This window comes from Streptomonospora nanhaiensis (assembly GCF_026642255.1).
In the GTDB taxonomy this organism is placed as follows: domain Bacteria; phylum Actinomycetota; class Actinomycetes; order Streptosporangiales; family Streptosporangiaceae; genus Nocardiopsis; species Nocardiopsis tropica.
In genome coordinates, this window is record NZ_CP113264.1 from 3,487,091 (window position 1) to 3,501,434 (window position 14,344).

Consider the following 14,344-nt stretch of genomic DNA (forward strand, 5'->3'; position numbering starts at 1 on the left):
CCCGGGCGGCCCCGGCGTCCAGGACCGTGACTGTCCTGGACCCCTGGCAGACTGCGGGCATGAAAGCGACCTCCGCACGCCTGCTGCGCCTGTTGTCCCTGCTCCAGACCCGCAAGGACTGGCCGGGGGCGGACCTCGCCGACCGGCTGGAGGTGAGTCCGCGTACCGTGCGCCGGGACGTGGACCGGTTGCGGGAGCTGGGTTACCCGATCCGGGCGACCATGGGCACCGGCGGCGGCTACCAGCTGGGGGCGGGCGCCGCACTGCCCCCGCTGCTGTTGGACGACGACGAGGCCGTGGCGGTCGCCGTGGGCCTGCGCACGGCGGCGCAGGGCGGGGTGTCGGGGATCGAGGAGACCTCCGTGCGCGCCCTGGCCAAGCTCCTCCAGGTCCTGCCCTCGCGCCTGCGCCGGAGGGTGGACGCCCTGGGCGCCTTCACCGTCCCCATGCCCGGCGCCGGACCCACGGTCGACTCCGACGTGCTGACCCTGGTCGCGTCGGCCTGCCGGGACAGCGAGCGGCTGCGCTTCGACTACGAGAGCCACGACGGAACCCTCTCGCGAAGGATCGTCGAACCCCACCGGCTGGTCTCCCGGGGACGGCGCTGGTACCTGGTGGCCTGGGACACCGCCCGCGAGGACTGGCGGACCTTCAGGGCGGACCGGATGCGTCCCCTCACCCCGACCGGCCCCCGGTTCCCGCCGCGCGACCCTCCCGCGCAGGGGGTGGCCGCCTACCTGGCGGAGCGGATGAGCGTGCACATGTGGCCGCACCAGGCCCGCATCAGGCTGGCCGTCCCCGCCGAGGAGGCGGAGCGCCGCGGGATCGGCAACCACGGCCGGATCGAACCCGCGGACGAGAACTGGTGCGTGCTGGTGTGCGCGGGGGGCTCGTTCCGGGTGATGGCCTGCTACCTGGCCATGCTCGACGTCGAGATGGAGGTGGAGGAACCCGACGAGCTGCGCGCCGAGATGGCCCGCCTGGCGGTCCGGCTCAACCGGGCCGCCTCCGGCTGAGCGCCCCGATCCCCCTGCCCCGGGTCAGGCCGCGATGTCCAGGGGACACCGGTCGTCGGCCCGCCACGATCGCGGTGGACGCCGGCGGGTCCGTGGAGGGGGTCGGCGGTGCCCGGCCCGTGCACGAACGGCACGCCGCCGCGGTCCGCCGGAAGCGGGGGGACGCCCGCGTGCGCGGGGATTCCCCTGTACGGCCACCGTGGCGGGGAGCGGACCTTCTGGTCGAAGTTCGCCCCGCGAACCCGCCAAAACCACTACGTTGGGGAGTCATTTATCTCCGAAGAGTAATGAAAGCAGGGGTGTCCGTGCCCGCTCCAACCCGACTCCACTGCCCTGAGCTGCGGGGCCTCAGCGCACCGCCCACCATCCGCGACCTCGGCCCCGACTACCGGGTCGCCCGGTGGGACTCCCCCGCCTCGCTCTCCCCGGACTGCCGCAGGCGCCTCCACGGGACCCTGCGGGAACTCGCCGCCCGCGCCTTCGGCGCCGACCACTCCGGCTACTGGCGCGCCCGCGTCGACGCCGGGTTCTTCGACCAGGTCTCCACGCTGGCGCTCATCCTCGGCCCCGACGGCGTCCCCGTCGGCTGGGGCGGCTACCACCGCTGCAGCTTCGCCTCGCGCCGCGCCCTGTACCTGGACGCCGCGGGCGTGGTCCCCGCCCACCGCCGGTTCGGCCTGACCTCCGCCCTGATGACCCACTTCCTGGCACGGGAGATCCTCGCCCACCCGCTGCGCCGCACCTATGTCGTCCTGCGCACCCGCCACCCCGCGGTCTACGCCGGGTGGCGCAAGGGCCTGGGCGCCGCACGCGTCTTCCCCAGCGAGCACCGGCCCCTCCCCGCCCTGGTCCGGCGCATCGCGGGCGAGGCGGCCGAGTGGCTGGGGGACGGCCCCCGGCTGGACCCCGGGAGCCTGCGCGTCCGCGACGCCTACCACATGTTCGAGGGCGACGTCTACGGGGTCCCGCCCCGCAGCGGCCACCCGGCGATCGACGACTACTTCGCCCACGCGGTCGGCCCCAAGGACGCCGTCCTGGTCGTCGCGCGCATGAGCGTCCCCGGCCTGGCCCGGTTCGCCGCGGCCCGCGCGCTCAGCGCGCGGGCCCGCCGGCGGCCCCCGAGCGGCGGCCGACCCGTGCGCGGAGCCGTCCCCGGGGAGCCGGTCCCCGCCGCGCCCACCGGGGCGGGCGCGGCCGGGCTCATCCCAGGGGGACGGCCTTGACGTTGGCCGGGCTGTACACGAGCCCTCCCACGTCCCGGATCTGGTCCGAGATCCGTGCCAGGTGCAGGCTCTCCGACCACGGCATGTCAGGGCTCTCCCGCTCCCCCGCCGCCACGCACCGGGCGACCTCCTCGGCCTCGTACTCGTAGCCGTTGGCCCGGAAGGGCCGGTGGAACTCCTCCCGCTCGCGGCCGTCGCGGTGCAGCACCGCGGTGGTCGCCGCGAAGAAGTTCGGGATCTCCAGCCACCCCTTCGACCCGGCCACCACCGCCCGGTTGGGGAGCGTGGTGCGCGAGGAGCAGGACAGGGTCCCGGTGGCCCCGTTCTCCCCGCGCACCAGGACGGTGGTGTGCGTGTCCACCATGCGGTCGGGCGACAGCTGGCGGGTGGCGCCCACGACCGTCAGCTCGCCCAGGTGGCGGGAGGCGAAGGCGAGCGGGTAGATCCCCAGGTCGAGCAGGGCGCCCCCGCCCAGGTCGGCGTTGAAGATCCGGTGGTCGGGGTCGTAGGGGACGTTGGCGCCGAACTCCGCGGACAGCCAGCAGACCTCCCCGATCGCGCCGTCGTCCACCAGCTCGCGGACCAGGCGGGAGACCGGCAGGTAGCGCGTCCACATCGCCTCCATCAGGAAGCGGTCGTTGGCGCGCGCCGCCGCGACCATCTCCGACACCTGGAGGGCGTTCATCGCCATGGGCTTCTCGACCAGGACGTGCTTGCCCGCGTTCAGGCAGGTCAGAGTGTTGGGGTGGTGCCAGGGGTGGGGGGTGGCCACGTAGACGGCGTCCACGTTCGGGCTCTGGGCCAGCTCTTCGTAGCTGCCGTGGCGCTCCGGGACGCCCCACGCGTCCGCGAACTCGTCCGCCCGGTCCCGCGTGCGGGAACCGACCGCCGTGACCGTGGCCGAGGGGACGGCCCGGAGCCCTTCGAGGAAGGAGTGTGCGATACCGCCGGTTCCGACCACGCCCCAGCGCAGCCCACCGTTGTCATCTGTCATGGGCTCATCCTAAAAACAGGGTCATCTCGGGGGCGAGGCGGGGAAGGTCCTCGGATTCGGCGCCCGGGAACCGTACGGTGGGGGCCAGTGAGGCGGACGAGCTCGCCCGCCGGACCACGAACGGAGGAGGACATGTCGGAGACGCTCGCACGGAGGCTGGGGGTACGGCCCGGGGACCGGCTGCTCGTCCTCAACGCCCCCGAGCGCTACCTGCGGCTCCTGGAGCCACCGCTCGACATCCACATCGACCTGGGCCCCATCGAGGGCGCCGACTACGACGACGTCCACATGTTCGCCCTGGACAAGGGGACCGTGGACCGCGAGGCCCCCCGCGCCCTCGCCTCCGTGGGCCCGGGGACCAGGCTCTGGGTGTGCTTCCCCCAGCGCGGCGGCACCATCATCACCGACCTGACCGCGGACAAGGGCTGGGACGTGCTCGTGGACGCCGGTTGGCGCCGCGCCGCCCAGGAGCCGATCGACTCGGACTGGGCGGCGCTGCGCTTCGAGCGGAGCTGAGGAAGCCCCGCCTCGGTCAGCCCGGCTCGACGCTGAGGGAGCCGCTGACGGTGTTGGCGTCGATGCGCGACGCCGCCCCGTCCTCGACGTCCACGCCCACGTCCCGCTGCCCGGAGGTGGAGTCACCGGTGACGTCGTAGGCGCCCCTGGGGACCCGCACGTCGATGCTGCCGCTGGTGGTGTCCAGGGTCAGCGTGTCGAAGGCGTCCCCGGTGGCGACCTCGATCCGACCGGAGACCGTCGAGGCCTCCGCCGTGGTGAAGCCCCCGCCCACGGCCACGTCGCCGCTGGTGGACTCGGCCCTGACCGACTCGGCCTCGAACCCGGACACGTCCACCCGCCCGGACGTGGAGGACGCCTCCAGCCTCTCGCCCGAGCCCGCGGCGCTGACCTCGCCGCTGGTGGTGTCGATCCCCACCGAACCCTCCACCCCGGCCAGCGACACCTGCCCGCTGGTGGTGTCCACGGTCACGTCGCCGACGTTGTCGGACACCTCGACCGGACCGCTGGTGGTGGACAGCTCCAGCGCGCCGTTGACGTTCTCCGCGCTGATCCGGCCGCTGACGGTCTCCACGGTCACCTCGGTCCCCTCCGGGACGGTGATCTCGTAGTTGACCGCGCACCCCCCGAAGAAGGGGACGCCCTGGCAGACGGCCTCCACCTCGAGGCCGTCCCCGTCGGCCTCGGCCCCTTCCCTCGGCTCGGTGAGGGGCGTGCCGCGCAGGGTGCGCTCCACCACGACCTCGTCGCCGCCGCCGGCGAGGACGACGTCGCCGCCCGTGCGGTTGTCGACCTCCAGGGTCCGGATCCCGTCGAAGGAGTCGCTGCGGTCGCCCCTGTCCACGCCCACGCTGCCCAGCACGGAGAACGAGGTCGCCGCCACCATGATCACCACCAGCACGCCGCCGATGACGAGCCAGGGGCCCACGCGGAACCTGCGGCGGGGCTCCTTGCTCGACGAGGCGTACAGTCCCCGTGCCTTGAATGTCACTGTCTTCCCTTCCTGGAGGACTCCCGCCCTCCGGATGTCGGTGCGGTCAGGTGCGGTCGGCGCCGCGCAGGTAGTGCAGGACGGCCTGGACCCTGCGGTGGTCGTGGTCGTCCTGGCCGAGGTCGAGCTTGGTGAAGATGGAGCGGATGTGCTTCTCCACCGCGCGTTCGGTGACGCTCAGACGCAACGCGATCCCCGCGTTGTTCAGCCCCTGGGCCATCACCTCCAGCACCTCGCTCTCGCGGGGGGTCAAGCGGTCCATGGCGCTGTCCCTGTGTCGGCTGAGCAGTTGTGACACCACCTCGGGGTCGATGGCGGCGCCGCCGCCGGCGACCCTGCGCAGCACCGCCAGGAACTCGTCGATGTCGGCGACCCGGTCCTTGAGCAGGTAGCCGACCTTGCTGGACCCGCCGCCCAGCAGGTCGGCGGCATAGCGGCTCACCACGTGCTGGGACAGCAGCAGCACCGCCACCTCCGGATGGGACCGCCGGATCGCGACGCCCGCCCGGATGCCCTCCTCGGAGAAGGTGGGCGGCATGCGGATGTCGACCAGGCACAGGTCCACGTCGGGATGCTCCTCCACCGACCTCAGGAGGGCGTCGGCGTCGCCGACCTGGTCGACGATCTCCACGCCCGCGTCCTCCAGCAGCCGGGCCATGCCGCTGCGCAGCAGGACCGAGTCCTCGGCGATGATCACCCTCGGCCCCTTCTCGGGCTCCGGTTCCGTCGCCGCGTTCGCACCGCTGTACACGGTCATGCCTCCCATGGGATGTCGGCGGTCAGGACGGTTCCCCCGCCGGCCGGACTGTGGACCGTCAGGACGCCGTCGACCGCGTCGACGCGGTCCCACAGTCCGTACAGGCCCGTGCCGGCCTCGGGGTCGGCCCCGCCGACCCCGTCGTCGGTGACGGTGAGACGGAGCCGGTCGGCGGACCCGCGGGCCCCGCCGGCCACCAGCTCGGCGGACACGGTGACACGTGCGGCCCCGGCGTGCTTGGCGACGTTGTTCAGCGCCTCGCACGCCACGTAGTAGGCGACCCCCTCGGCACGCTGCGAGGGGCGCTCCGGCAGGTCCACGTCCACACGCACGGGGACGGGGGCGCGCCCCGCGGCGACCGGGAGGGCCGCGCCCAGGCCGTGGTCGGTGAGGACCCGGGGGTGCAGGCCCCGCGCGACCTGACGCAGTTCGTCCATCACCTCGCGGGACTCCCGCTGGGCCTCGGTGATGAGCTCCAGGGCCTTCTGCGGGTCCGCGGTGACACGGGAGCGGGCCCGTGTGAGGGTCATGGTGAGGGCGAGCAGGCGCTGCTGGGCCCCGTCGTGCAGGTCGCGTTCGATCCGGCGCCGCTCGGCCTCCGCGGCGTCGACCATGCGCAGGCGGCTGTCCTGGACGTGGACGAGGCGCCGTCGGATGCGCAGCTCCGGGGCCTCGAAGAGGAGCATCCGGTGCAGGAGGACCTCGGTGGCGACCAGGGAGGGGGTCAGTCGCAGCCCGACGAGCGCCAGCAGCGGACCGACGGCGACCAGGGCGAGCGGCCCGGCGATGTCCTCGGGGGCGCCCTGGGCCAGGACGAACATGATCCCGAACAGGGCCCCGACGGCCGCCGCGCCGCCGCACACCACGAGGAACATCACGAGGCCTCCGGCGACGAGGCCGTGGAGCCCGGCGACGGTGCTGTAGACGATCATCGACCAGGCGTCGCGCCCGAACACGAACCGCCAGGCGCGGACCACCGGACCGTCGCCCGGGAGGGGGTCGGGCGGGCTGGTCTCCACGATCCCGAACACCGCGCCCAGGCGCTCGCGCTGGACCCGGCAGGCCAGGCGTGCCAGCAGCGAGGCGGCGACCGGGGAGGCCACCAGCATCAGGAGCGCGTCCACGGCGAACCCGCCGACGCCCCGCTCGGGGGTGTCCGGCAGCCAGGGCAGGGTGACCGCGAAACCGACCCAGGTGGCGGAGACCACGAGCAGGCACGCGGGCACCAGGTAGAACAGGGCCAGGGCCAGTGACGTGACCAGGTGGAGGAGCTCCACCATGCGGACCCGCCAGGACGGCCCGTAGGCTTCTGCGACGCGGGGCAGCCCGGCGAGGACGGGCAGCAGGTCCCTTCCGCCGCCCCGTCCGCCGCCACGACTGCTCAGACCGGTCACGCCACCAATCTAGGGAACCGCGGTACGGCGGCACGAGGCCGTCAGCACGTGGAGCACGGGTGGTGCTGGCACTACCCGCCGGAGGAAGGGGTGCGCATGGGAGGTGTCCGCGTCCCGGTGCGGCCGGTCCTGGAGGAGGTCGGCCGGATCAACGCGCTGTTCGCGCTGGAGGAGGAGCCCCCGGGGCCCGGCTGGGTCTCCCCGGGAGGGGCCGGCCGACAGGTCCTCGCGGCCGAGGTGGAGCGGGTGCGCGCGCGGTCGGGCCCACCGGCCGGGCACACCGGCGAGGAGGTGGAGTGGAGGGTGGCGGCGTCGCTCTTCCAGCAGGGGCTGGCCACGCGGATCCTCTCCCCGGTGCTGGCGGCGGCCCTGTGCCACGGTGTGCTGCTGGACGCGGCGCGGTTCCGGTGGGATCCGCACAGGGAGGGGCCTCTGGTGCTGCGCACCTCCCAGGAGACGGCCGAGGCGGTGGTCGGCGGTCCCCGGCGGACCGCCGACCGGATCGAGGCGGCGGTGCTCCGCGGCGTGCTGACGGGGGTCGCCCGGAGCCTGTCCGGAACGGGCCGGGTGGCCCCGGGGCTGCTGCGGGGCAACACGGCCTCGGCCCTGGCGGGGGCCGCCCGCTCGCTGGGCGCGGCCCGGCCCGAGCGGCGCGTGGAGGCCGAGGCCCTGGTCGGCGACCTGCTGGGGCGGACGGCCCTGAAGGGCACCGGCGGGTACGCGGGGACGGACGCCGGCGGTGCGGGGGTGTTCCGGCGCACGACGTGCTGCCTGTACTACCGGCTGCCCGGCGGGGGCTACTGCGGGGACTGCGCGCTGAGGCCCTGACGTGCGCTGGCGCGAAGGATGCGCACGGACGGCCGGGGCGCCGAACGAAAATCCCTGGACTCGATCGGCCCCCTGCGCGATCCTGCCCTGATGGTCACTCCCGAGATACCTCCCCTGTACCGCGACTCCGACTTCAACGGCCCGCTCTCCGACGCGCACGCGGCGCGGCTGATCCGGACCCTCGGGCCCCTGGAGGGGCGCCGGATCGTCGACGTCGGCTGCGGCTGGGCCGAGTTCCTCCTGCGCACCCTGGAGTCCGAGCCGACCGCGACCGGCTTCGGCATCGACCGGAACGGGGACCACGTCCGGCACGGGCGCGAACTCGCCGCGGCACGGGGGCTGGACGACCGCGTCGAACTGGTGGTCGGCGACGTCGGGGAATGGGCGGGGACCGAGGCGGACGTCGTGGTCAACAACGGGGCGTCCCACGTGTGGGGCGGTGATCCGGTGACGCACACCGGCAACGCCCTGGCGGCGGCGAGCGAGCTGCTCGCGCCCGGTGGACGGCTCCTGTTCGGCGAGGGCTTCTGGCTGCGCGAGCCCACCCCGGAGGAGCTGGGCGTCATGCGGGACATCCCGCTCGCCCAGTACGGATCGGTGCCCGACCTGGTCGACCTCGCCCTCTCCCACGGGTTCCGGCTCCGGGCGCTGTCCCAGGCGACCCTGGAGGAATGGGACGACTTCGAGTCCCGGCACGCCCAGGGGTGGGAGGACTGGCTCCTGGAGAACCCGGACTCCCCCGACGCCGAGGAGGTCCGCGCCCGGGCCGACCGGCACCGCGAGTTCCGGGTCCGCGGCACCCGGGAGACGCTCGGCTTCGCCTACCTGACCCTCATCCGGGTGTAGGGGGCGTCCGCCCCGCCCCAGGCGGCTCGTGCCCGTCTTCCCGCGGTCGCGCGCACCTGCCTTCCGCGGCCGGTCAGCCGCCGTGTCAGGGCTCGTCGCCGACCGCCCGGGCAGCCCCCGGGGCACGGCCGCCTCCCGGTCCGGCGCCTCGAAGAACCTCGCCCTCCCCCCTCGGAACCCACGGTCCCCGCGACTCCCCGGACCCCGGGGATTCGCGGGGACCGCCGGAACCCACGCGACCGCCCCGCGGCGCCGGACGGGGCCGTTTCCGTGATCGGGGCGGAACCGCGCGACATCCGCCCCGTCCAGGGGCGGTGATGGCGGGGCCGAAGTGCGATACTGGGGGAGAAGGACCCCGAGCACACCACCACGCGGCCGCCCCTTGCCGGGACCCGCGGGCGGAACCATCGAACCCGGAGCATCCCACGCAGCGAGCAACCGCACCATCCCACCGGCCCACCGGTGACGGCGAGCCCTTTCGAGGCAGTCCGCGGCCACATCATCGAACCCGCTCTCACACCACTGGAGAATTCATGAACCCCGCGCTCCTCAAGCTCCTGAACTCGGCCGACGCCACCGGCAGGGTCATCACCGGAGAACACCTCTGGCAGACCTGGACCGTCGCCGAGCAGCGCCAGTGGGTGACCCCGGACAGCCCCGAGGGCCGGTTCGTGACGGCCGAGGGGATGAACGCCCGGCGCTTCGCGACCGGCGAGGGCGAGGCCGACCACGCCCGGCGCGCGGTCTACACCCACGCGGCGGACCCCGAGGACCTGGCCCAGCTGCTGGCGGTGCTGGGGCTGGACCACGACGCCGAGGACGGAGCGCTCCACCGCTGACCCGTTCCCGCCGACCGGGACCGTACGTCCCGGGCGCCCTCCCGGCCCGGGAGGGCGCCCCGGTGCGGACACCGATCAGGGACTCCGACCGGGGGTGGGCCGTGGCCGCTTCCCGCGGCCGCTCCGGGCCCGTCCTCTTCCGCGGGACGGTCGGGGCCCTGCGCCACGGGCGGCCGGGCACGGTTCCCCGCCGCTTCCGACGCGGAGCCGGAAGGGACGGCCGGTGAGCTCCGGGCCGCGCCGGCTCGCACGGTCCGGCGCCGGGGGGCGTAGGACCGTGCCGCCGCCGCTCAGGCCCGGTCCATGGCCCGGCGGACCTCGGGCAGGTCGATGCGGGTCATCGAGAGCATCGACCGCATGGCGCGCTCGGCGCGTGCCGGGTCGGGGTCGTCGAGGAGGTCGTCCAGCTCGGCCGGGAAGACCTGCCACGAGAAGCCGAACCTGTCCTTGAGCCATCCGCACCGGCTCTCCTGGCCGCCCTCGCCGAGCGCGGCCCAGAAGCGGTCGGACTCCTCCTGGCTGTCGCAGATCACCTGGAGCGAGACGGCCTCGGAGAACGTGAACTCGGGGCCGCCGTTGAGGGCGGTGATCTGCTGGCCGTCGATCTCGAAGTCCACGGTGAGCACCATGTCCGCGGGGCGGGGACCCCCGGGACCGAAGCGGCGGACCCTGAGGATGCGGGAGTTCTCGAACAGTCCGACGTAGAAGTTCGCGGCCTCCTCCGCGCGGGTGTCGAACCACAGGCAGGGCGTGATCTTGTTCAGCGTGCTCATCGGTCGTCCTCTCGACACAGGCGCGGTTCCCCGCGTCCTTCCTACACGTACCGACCGGGCCGGACGGCGCGACTCATCGGGCGGTCGCGGTTTTTCTCTCTCCACATCCAGGAAGTCCCATATGGCTTTAAACTCCTCTTTAGTAAGGTAATGTCAGGGATGTATAGAGAAGTTTCAAGCGCCCCGATGGGGAGAGTGCGTTGGATCAGCAGTACTACTCGGTGGACCAGGTGGCCGAGCTCCTGGACCTGCACGTCAAGACGGTGCGGGCCTACATCCGCGACGGGCGGCTCAGGGCGACCCGGATCGGCAAGCAGTACCGGGTCCGGCGCCAGGACCTGGAGGAGTTCACCGGCGGCCCGCTCCCCCGACCGGAGGCGCCTGCCGCGGGCAGCGGGCGCACCGCGGAGGCCTCCACGGTCGTACGGGTGGACGGGATCGGCCCCGACGACGCCTCGCGCCTGACCACCCTGGTCACGTCCTCCCTCTTCGGGGCGCCGGGCGGCGCGGCGAAGGTCCACGTCCAGGCCGTCCACGACAGGGAGCGCGCGAGCCTGAAGGTCGTCGTCCTGGGTGACCTCTCCGCGACCGCGGCGGTCCTGGAGCTCATCGACGTCATGGTGAACGAGGAAAGAGGGTGAGCGGTCCGATGACCGATGTCCTGCGGAACCTGGGCGGCGTCCGGGTCATGGTGTGCGCGGCAGACGGCCCGCCCCTGCGCGGTGAGGCCGAGGCGATCGACCTCATCGGCGAGGCCTCCTACGGGGGCGCCTCGTGGGTGGTCCTGCCGGTCGAACGGATCGACGGGGACTTCTTCTCGCTGCGCACCGGCGTGGCGGGGGCCGTGACGCAGAAGTTCGTCACCTACGGGATGGGGCTGGCCGTCGTGGGGGACGTCTCCGCGCACGTGGCGGCGAGCACCGCCCTGCGGGACCTGGTCAGGGAGGCCAACCGCGGCCGCGGCCTGTGGTTCGTCCCCGACATGGACGCGCTCCGGGAGCGCCTGGCCCCGTCCGACGTTCATCCTGTCTCATATGGCGAGAAAGATATCTCACTGTAAGAGACGCCGGGTGTAGGGTCGAACGTGTCGGCAGGCCTCGCGACCCGGTGAGAGGGCGATCCATGACGCGTTACACCCACGGCCACCACCCGGCCGTCACCGACTCCTACCGCCGGCGCGACGCGGAGAACTCCGCCGCCTACGCGCTCGACCGGCTGGCCCCGGGCCGCTCCCTGCTGGACGTGGGCTGCGGCCCGGGCAGCATCACCGTCGACCTCGCCCGGCGGGTCGCCCCGGGGCCGGTCACCGCGGTGGACTCCTCCCCCGAGGCGGTCGACCTCGCCCGCGCGACCGCGGCCGCGGCGGGGGTCGAGAACATCGGGTTCCGGGTCGCGGACGTGCACCGCCTGGACCTGCCCGACGACTCCTTCGACGTCGTCCACGCCCACCAGGTCCTCCAGCACGTCGCGGACCCGGTCCGGGCGCTGGCCGAGATGCGCCGGGTGGCCCGTCCCGGCGGGACCGTCGCCGCCCGCGACGCAGACTACTCCGGCATGTACTGGTATCCGCGCCTGCCCGAGCTGGACTCCTGGATGGACCTCTACCAGCGGGTCGCGCGCGGGAACGGCGGCGAGCCCGACGCGGGCCGCAGGTTGGCGGCCTGGGCCCGCGAGGCCGGGTTCACCGACGTCACCTACGTGGCCGAGGTGTGGAGCCACTCCGACCCCGACAGCCGCGCCTGGTGGGGCGGCATGTGGGCCCGGCGCATCCTGGAGTCCGACCTGGGGCGGCAGGCCGTCGCCGAGGGCGACGCCACCCGGGAGGAGCTGGAGCGCATCTCGCGCGGGTGGACGGCCTGGAGCCGGGACCCCGACGGGGTGTTCGTGGTCCCGCACGGCGCGATCCTGTGCCGTGCCTGACCGCGCCGCCCCCGCGGTTCCCGGACCGGCCGGGACCGGGGAGGAGAACCTGGCCGGTTCCTCCCGACCGATCTCCGAGAAGTTCCGCAGGCTCTCCGACCACTCATCCGCGCACACCTGCTCCGCCCGGAACGGGCTCCGGCCGGACCCACCGGTTCCCGGCTCGGAACCCGTCCCGTCCTTTTCCGCCGGTACCGCGGGAACGCCTCGTCGGCCGGAGCCTCAGACCGCCTCGTCCTGCTCCTTCCGGTAGTGCCGGAGCTGCCGGGCCCGGCGGATCTGGTCGGCGAGGAGGGCCGCGCCGGTCGGCATTCGGGGGCGGCGCCGGTCACAGGCGCCGGTGTGGAGGCGGTCCGTGACGGCGGCCTGGACGGCGGCGGCGCGCAGGGCCTTCGAGCGGATCCACGTCGTGGGCGGGGCGACGGGGGCATCGTGTCCGTCGAGCCATTGCCGTACCGCACGGGGGTTCTGCGCGTAGGCGGTGCCGACCCCGGCGAGCGCGAAACCCTGCCGTAGGACGTTCTCCGCTACGTGGCCGCGGCGAATGCCGCCGGTGAGCATGAGCGGGGTAGCGGTCCGTCCGACGAGGCGGGTGGCGAGGTCGAGGAAGTAGGACTCGCGGGCGAGGGTGCGGTTGTCGGCGGGATGCCCCGCTGTTGCGAGCGACTCGATGCTGCCTCCCGAGAGTTCGACCAGGTCGACGGCGGGAGACAGCCAGTCGATGACCTCAGCGGCGTCGTCGATGTCGAAGCCGCCGCGCTGGAAGTCGGCGGAGTTGAGTTTCACCGCGACGGGGAACGAGTCCGGCACGCTGTCGCGCACCGCGTCCACGACCCGGAGAAGCAGTCGGGCCCGTTGCCGCAGAGCCCCGCCCCATTCGTCGGTACGGTTGTTGACGAGTGGGGAGAGGAACTGCGACAGCAGGTATCCGTGGGCGGCGTGGATCTCGACACCCGCGAAACCCGACTCCCGGGCGAGGCGGGCCGAGGCGGCGAACTGGCCGATCGTGCGGGTGATGTCCGATGCGGTCATCTCCACCGGGGGTGCGAAGAGTCCGGACAACCCGCCGGCCTGGACGGGGACCGGGGAGGGGGCGTAGGCGATGGAGCCGGTGTCGCGGCGCACGACCCGCCCGGGATGGTTCAACTGCATGAACACCGGGAGCGTGCCCGCGGCCGCCGACCAGCGGCGAAACGCGTCGAGGTCGCTGGCCTCATCGAGAACGATGTCGCCCGGTTGGGCGACGGCCCGGCGTTCGATCATGACGTGGCCGGTGATGAGCAGCCCGGCGCCACCGTCGGCGAGTCGCCGGTAGAGGGTGACGAGGCGGTGATCGGGCTGCCGTCGCGGCCCTGCGAGCTGTTCCTCCATCGCGGCTTTGACGACGCGGTTGCGCAGGACCAGGCCGCTGCGCAGGCGGAGAGGTGTGTCCAGGATGCGCCGGGTCTGCGGTTTGCCGTCTCGGGGCTGGTTCATGTCAGGTTCTGTCCTGTTCCGTTCCTCGGCGGCGTCCCGGTCACGGGCTCGATGCGGCTGCGGTCCGGCTGGTTCCACCCGAGGGCGGCAGGGCCCACGGCGCAGGAGAACACGACGGACACGCCTCGGGGCCGCCGAATCCGGATGGCGAGCGCCCCAGCCCCGTCCGGCGCCACGTCCGCCGCGCTCCGCACCCGCCCCGGGACGGGTGTGCGGCTCCAGGGTGCGCTCACCGCGTGACCTGCCCGAGGACCTGTAGCAGTGTGTCGCAGTCCCGCGGCGCCACGTCCGCGAACACCTCGTCCTGTTGACGGGCCACCACCTCGAACCCCGCCGCATGCGCGGCCGCACCCGCCGGAGTCAAGGAAAGCAGGACACCGCGCCGGTCCGCCGGGTCCGTCTCGCGCGTGAGGTACCCCTCCCGAAGCATCCGATCCGCCAGCACACTCGCGTTCGACTTCGAGCACCCCAGCGCCTCGGCCAAATCCTTCAGGCCCACCGGCTTCGTACTGTCCGCGAGTCGGTGCAGCAGCGCCAACCGCGCCAACGACAACGTCACCGAGGACAGCGCCTCATTCACCTGGGACTCCAGCACACGCGCCGCGGCGATCACCGCGAGCATCGGGCTCGCCGCAACGGTCTCACTCGACCACTGATTAGTTCGCTCATGAACGTTCATATACGAACTATATTACCGACCGAGACTAGGCCAGAGTGAGCGGGGCCGCCGGGTGCGCACGCGGCTCCCTCCCGCCCGCAGGCGCGGTCAAC

General features: G+C 73.5%; 16 protein-coding genes. 9 read left to right on the top strand and 7 right to left on the bottom strand.

Translation table 11 applies throughout. The features are described from left to right. Positions 1 to 59: 59 nt before the first annotated feature. Both OUQ99_RS15025 and OUQ99_RS15030 read left to right on the top strand, forming a co-directional pair. A complete protein-coding gene (locus OUQ99_RS15025; RefSeq protein ID WP_267950079.1) occupies positions 60 to 1,016 on the top strand; it encodes a helix-turn-helix transcriptional regulator in 957 nt (318 codons plus the stop codon). 305 nt (positions 1,017 to 1,321) lie between these two features. After that, entirely contained in the window at positions 1,322 to 2,239 is a 918-nt protein-coding gene (locus OUQ99_RS15030; protein ID WP_267950080.1) for a GNAT family N-acetyltransferase, read from the top strand. Here OUQ99_RS15030 and OUQ99_RS15035 read toward each other — a convergent pair. After that, complete coding sequence (locus tag OUQ99_RS15035) at positions 2,217 to 3,233, bottom strand: Gfo/Idh/MocA family protein (RefSeq protein WP_267950081.1); 1,017 nt, start codon at positions 3,231 to 3,233, stop codon at positions 2,217 to 2,219. The two genes, OUQ99_RS15030 and OUQ99_RS15035, sit on opposite strands and share 23 nt — an antisense overlap. Positions 3,234 to 3,365: 132 nt before the next feature. On the opposite strand from OUQ99_RS15035, the gene OUQ99_RS15040 reads away from it, so the two are divergent. Then, positions 3,366 to 3,749, top strand: a complete 384-nt coding sequence (locus OUQ99_RS15040; RefSeq protein WP_267950082.1) for a hypothetical protein — start codon at positions 3,366 to 3,368, stop codon at positions 3,747 to 3,749. A 16-nt stretch (positions 3,750 to 3,765) separates the two neighbouring features. Here OUQ99_RS15040 and OUQ99_RS15045 read toward each other — a convergent pair whose 3' ends face one another. From OUQ99_RS15045 to OUQ99_RS15055, 3 genes are read right to left on the bottom strand one after another with little or no spacing between them, the layout of a single operon-like run. Next, complete coding sequence (locus tag OUQ99_RS15045) at positions 3,766 to 4,740, bottom strand: DUF4097 family beta strand repeat-containing protein (RefSeq protein WP_267950083.1); 975 nt, start codon at positions 4,738 to 4,740, stop codon at positions 3,766 to 3,768. 46 nt (positions 4,741 to 4,786) lie between these two features. Continuing rightward, positions 4,787 to 5,497, bottom strand: coding sequence for a response regulator transcription factor (locus OUQ99_RS15050; RefSeq protein ID WP_267950084.1), 711 nt, complete (start codon positions 5,495 to 5,497; stop codon positions 4,787 to 4,789). Next, positions 5,494 to 6,777 (bottom strand): sensor histidine kinase, encoded by a 1,284-nt coding sequence (locus OUQ99_RS15055; RefSeq protein WP_346660252.1) that lies wholly within the window; start codon positions 6,775 to 6,777, stop codon positions 5,494 to 5,496. Before OUQ99_RS15055 ends, OUQ99_RS15050 begins: the two co-directional genes overlap by 4 nt. A gap of 210 nt (positions 6,778 to 6,987) precedes the next feature. Here OUQ99_RS15055 and OUQ99_RS15060 point away from each other — a divergent pair, with 210 nt between their 5' ends. The 3 genes from OUQ99_RS15060 to OUQ99_RS15070 all read left to right on the top strand — a co-directional run bounded on the left by OUQ99_RS15060 (position 6,988) and on the right by OUQ99_RS15070 (position 9,404). Next, positions 6,988 to 7,719 carry a (2Fe-2S)-binding protein gene (locus OUQ99_RS15060; RefSeq protein WP_267950085.1) on the top strand — a complete coding sequence of 244 codons (732 nt, stop codon included), beginning with the start codon at positions 6,988 to 6,990 and terminating at the stop codon, positions 7,717 to 7,719. 90 nt (positions 7,720 to 7,809) lie between these two features. Next, positions 7,810 to 8,565: an SAM-dependent methyltransferase gene (locus tag OUQ99_RS15065; RefSeq protein ID WP_267950386.1), complete on the top strand. Its 756-nt coding sequence runs from the start codon at positions 7,810 to 7,812 to the stop codon at positions 8,563 to 8,565. A 533-nt stretch (positions 8,566 to 9,098) separates the two neighbouring features. Further along, positions 9,099 to 9,404, top strand: coding sequence for a hypothetical protein (locus OUQ99_RS15070; protein ID WP_267950086.1), 306 nt, complete (start codon positions 9,099 to 9,101; stop codon positions 9,402 to 9,404). A gap of 290 nt (positions 9,405 to 9,694) precedes the next feature. Here OUQ99_RS15070 and OUQ99_RS15075 read toward each other — a convergent pair whose 3' ends face one another. Further along, positions 9,695 to 10,177, bottom strand: a complete 483-nt coding sequence (locus OUQ99_RS15075) for a VOC family protein (RefSeq protein ID WP_267950087.1) — start codon at positions 10,175 to 10,177, stop codon at positions 9,695 to 9,697. Positions 10,178 to 10,377: 200 nt separating this feature from the next. Here OUQ99_RS15075 and OUQ99_RS15080 point away from each other — a divergent pair, with 200 nt between their 5' ends. The 3 genes from OUQ99_RS15080 to OUQ99_RS15090 all read left to right on the top strand — a co-directional run bounded on the left by OUQ99_RS15080 (position 10,378) and on the right by OUQ99_RS15090 (position 12,097). Next, positions 10,378 to 10,818: a helix-turn-helix domain-containing protein gene (locus tag OUQ99_RS15080; RefSeq protein WP_267950088.1), complete on the top strand. Its 441-nt coding sequence runs from the start codon at positions 10,378 to 10,380 to the stop codon at positions 10,816 to 10,818. Next, on the top strand, positions 10,815 to 11,237 hold the full coding sequence (locus OUQ99_RS15085) for a DUF4180 domain-containing protein (RefSeq protein ID WP_267950089.1): 423 nt from the start codon (positions 10,815 to 10,817) through the stop codon (positions 11,235 to 11,237). Before OUQ99_RS15080 ends, OUQ99_RS15085 begins: the two co-directional genes overlap by 4 nt. A 62-nt stretch (positions 11,238 to 11,299) precedes the next feature. Further along, positions 11,300 to 12,097 carry a methyltransferase domain-containing protein gene (locus OUQ99_RS15090; RefSeq protein ID WP_267950090.1) on the top strand — a complete coding sequence of 266 codons (798 nt, stop codon included), beginning with the start codon at positions 11,300 to 11,302 and terminating at the stop codon, positions 12,095 to 12,097. Positions 12,098 to 12,319: 222 nt separating this feature from the next. Here OUQ99_RS15090 and OUQ99_RS15095 read toward each other — a convergent pair whose 3' ends face one another. Both OUQ99_RS15095 and OUQ99_RS15100 read right to left on the bottom strand, forming a co-directional pair. Next, a complete protein-coding gene (locus OUQ99_RS15095; protein ID WP_267950091.1) occupies positions 12,320 to 13,573 on the bottom strand; it encodes a 2,4-dienoyl-CoA reductase in 1,254 nt (417 codons plus the stop codon). 229 nt (positions 13,574 to 13,802) lie between these two features. Beyond that, the gene (locus OUQ99_RS15100) at positions 13,803 to 14,252 is read right to left on the bottom strand and encodes a MarR family winged helix-turn-helix transcriptional regulator (protein ID WP_267950092.1); all 450 of its coding nucleotides are present in this window, start codon (positions 14,250 to 14,252) and stop codon (positions 13,803 to 13,805) included. Positions 14,253 to 14,344: the final 92 nt, after the last annotated feature.

Bases quoted from the DNA above. Each gene is read 5' to 3' on its own strand.
- OUQ99_RS15025 (WP_267950079.1), top strand. From the start codon at position 60: ATGAAAGCGACCTCCGCACGCCTGCTGCGCCTGTTGTCCCTGCTCCAG.
- OUQ99_RS15035 (WP_267950081.1), bottom strand. From the start codon at position 3,233: ATGACAGATGACAACGGTGGGCTGCGCTGGGGCGTGGTCGGAACCGGC.
- OUQ99_RS15040 (WP_267950082.1), top strand. From the start codon at position 3,366: ATGTCGGAGACGCTCGCACGGAGGCTGGGGGTACGGCCCGGGGACCGG.
- OUQ99_RS15050 (WP_267950084.1), bottom strand. From the start codon at position 5,497: ATGACCGTGTACAGCGGTGCGAACGCGGCGACGGAACCGGAGCCCGAG.
- OUQ99_RS15055 (WP_346660252.1), bottom strand. From the start codon at position 6,777: ATGGTGGAGCTCCTCCACCTGGTCACGTCACTGGCCCTGGCCCTGTTC.
- OUQ99_RS15060 (WP_267950085.1), top strand. From the start codon at position 6,988: ATGGGAGGTGTCCGCGTCCCGGTGCGGCCGGTCCTGGAGGAGGTCGGC.
- OUQ99_RS15065 (WP_267950386.1), top strand. From the start codon at position 7,810: ATGGTCACTCCCGAGATACCTCCCCTGTACCGCGACTCCGACTTCAAC.
- OUQ99_RS15070 (WP_267950086.1), top strand. From the start codon at position 9,099: ATGAACCCCGCGCTCCTCAAGCTCCTGAACTCGGCCGACGCCACCGGC.
- OUQ99_RS15075 (WP_267950087.1), bottom strand. From the start codon at position 10,177: ATGAGCACGCTGAACAAGATCACGCCCTGCCTGTGGTTCGACACCCGC.
- OUQ99_RS15090 (WP_267950090.1), top strand. From the start codon at position 11,300: ATGACGCGTTACACCCACGGCCACCACCCGGCCGTCACCGACTCCTAC.
- OUQ99_RS15095 (WP_267950091.1), bottom strand. From the start codon at position 13,573: ATGAACCAGCCCCGAGACGGCAAACCGCAGACCCGGCGCATCCTGGAC.
- OUQ99_RS15100 (WP_267950092.1), bottom strand. From the start codon at position 14,252: ATGAACGTTCATGAGCGAACTAATCAGTGGTCGAGTGAGACCGTTGCG.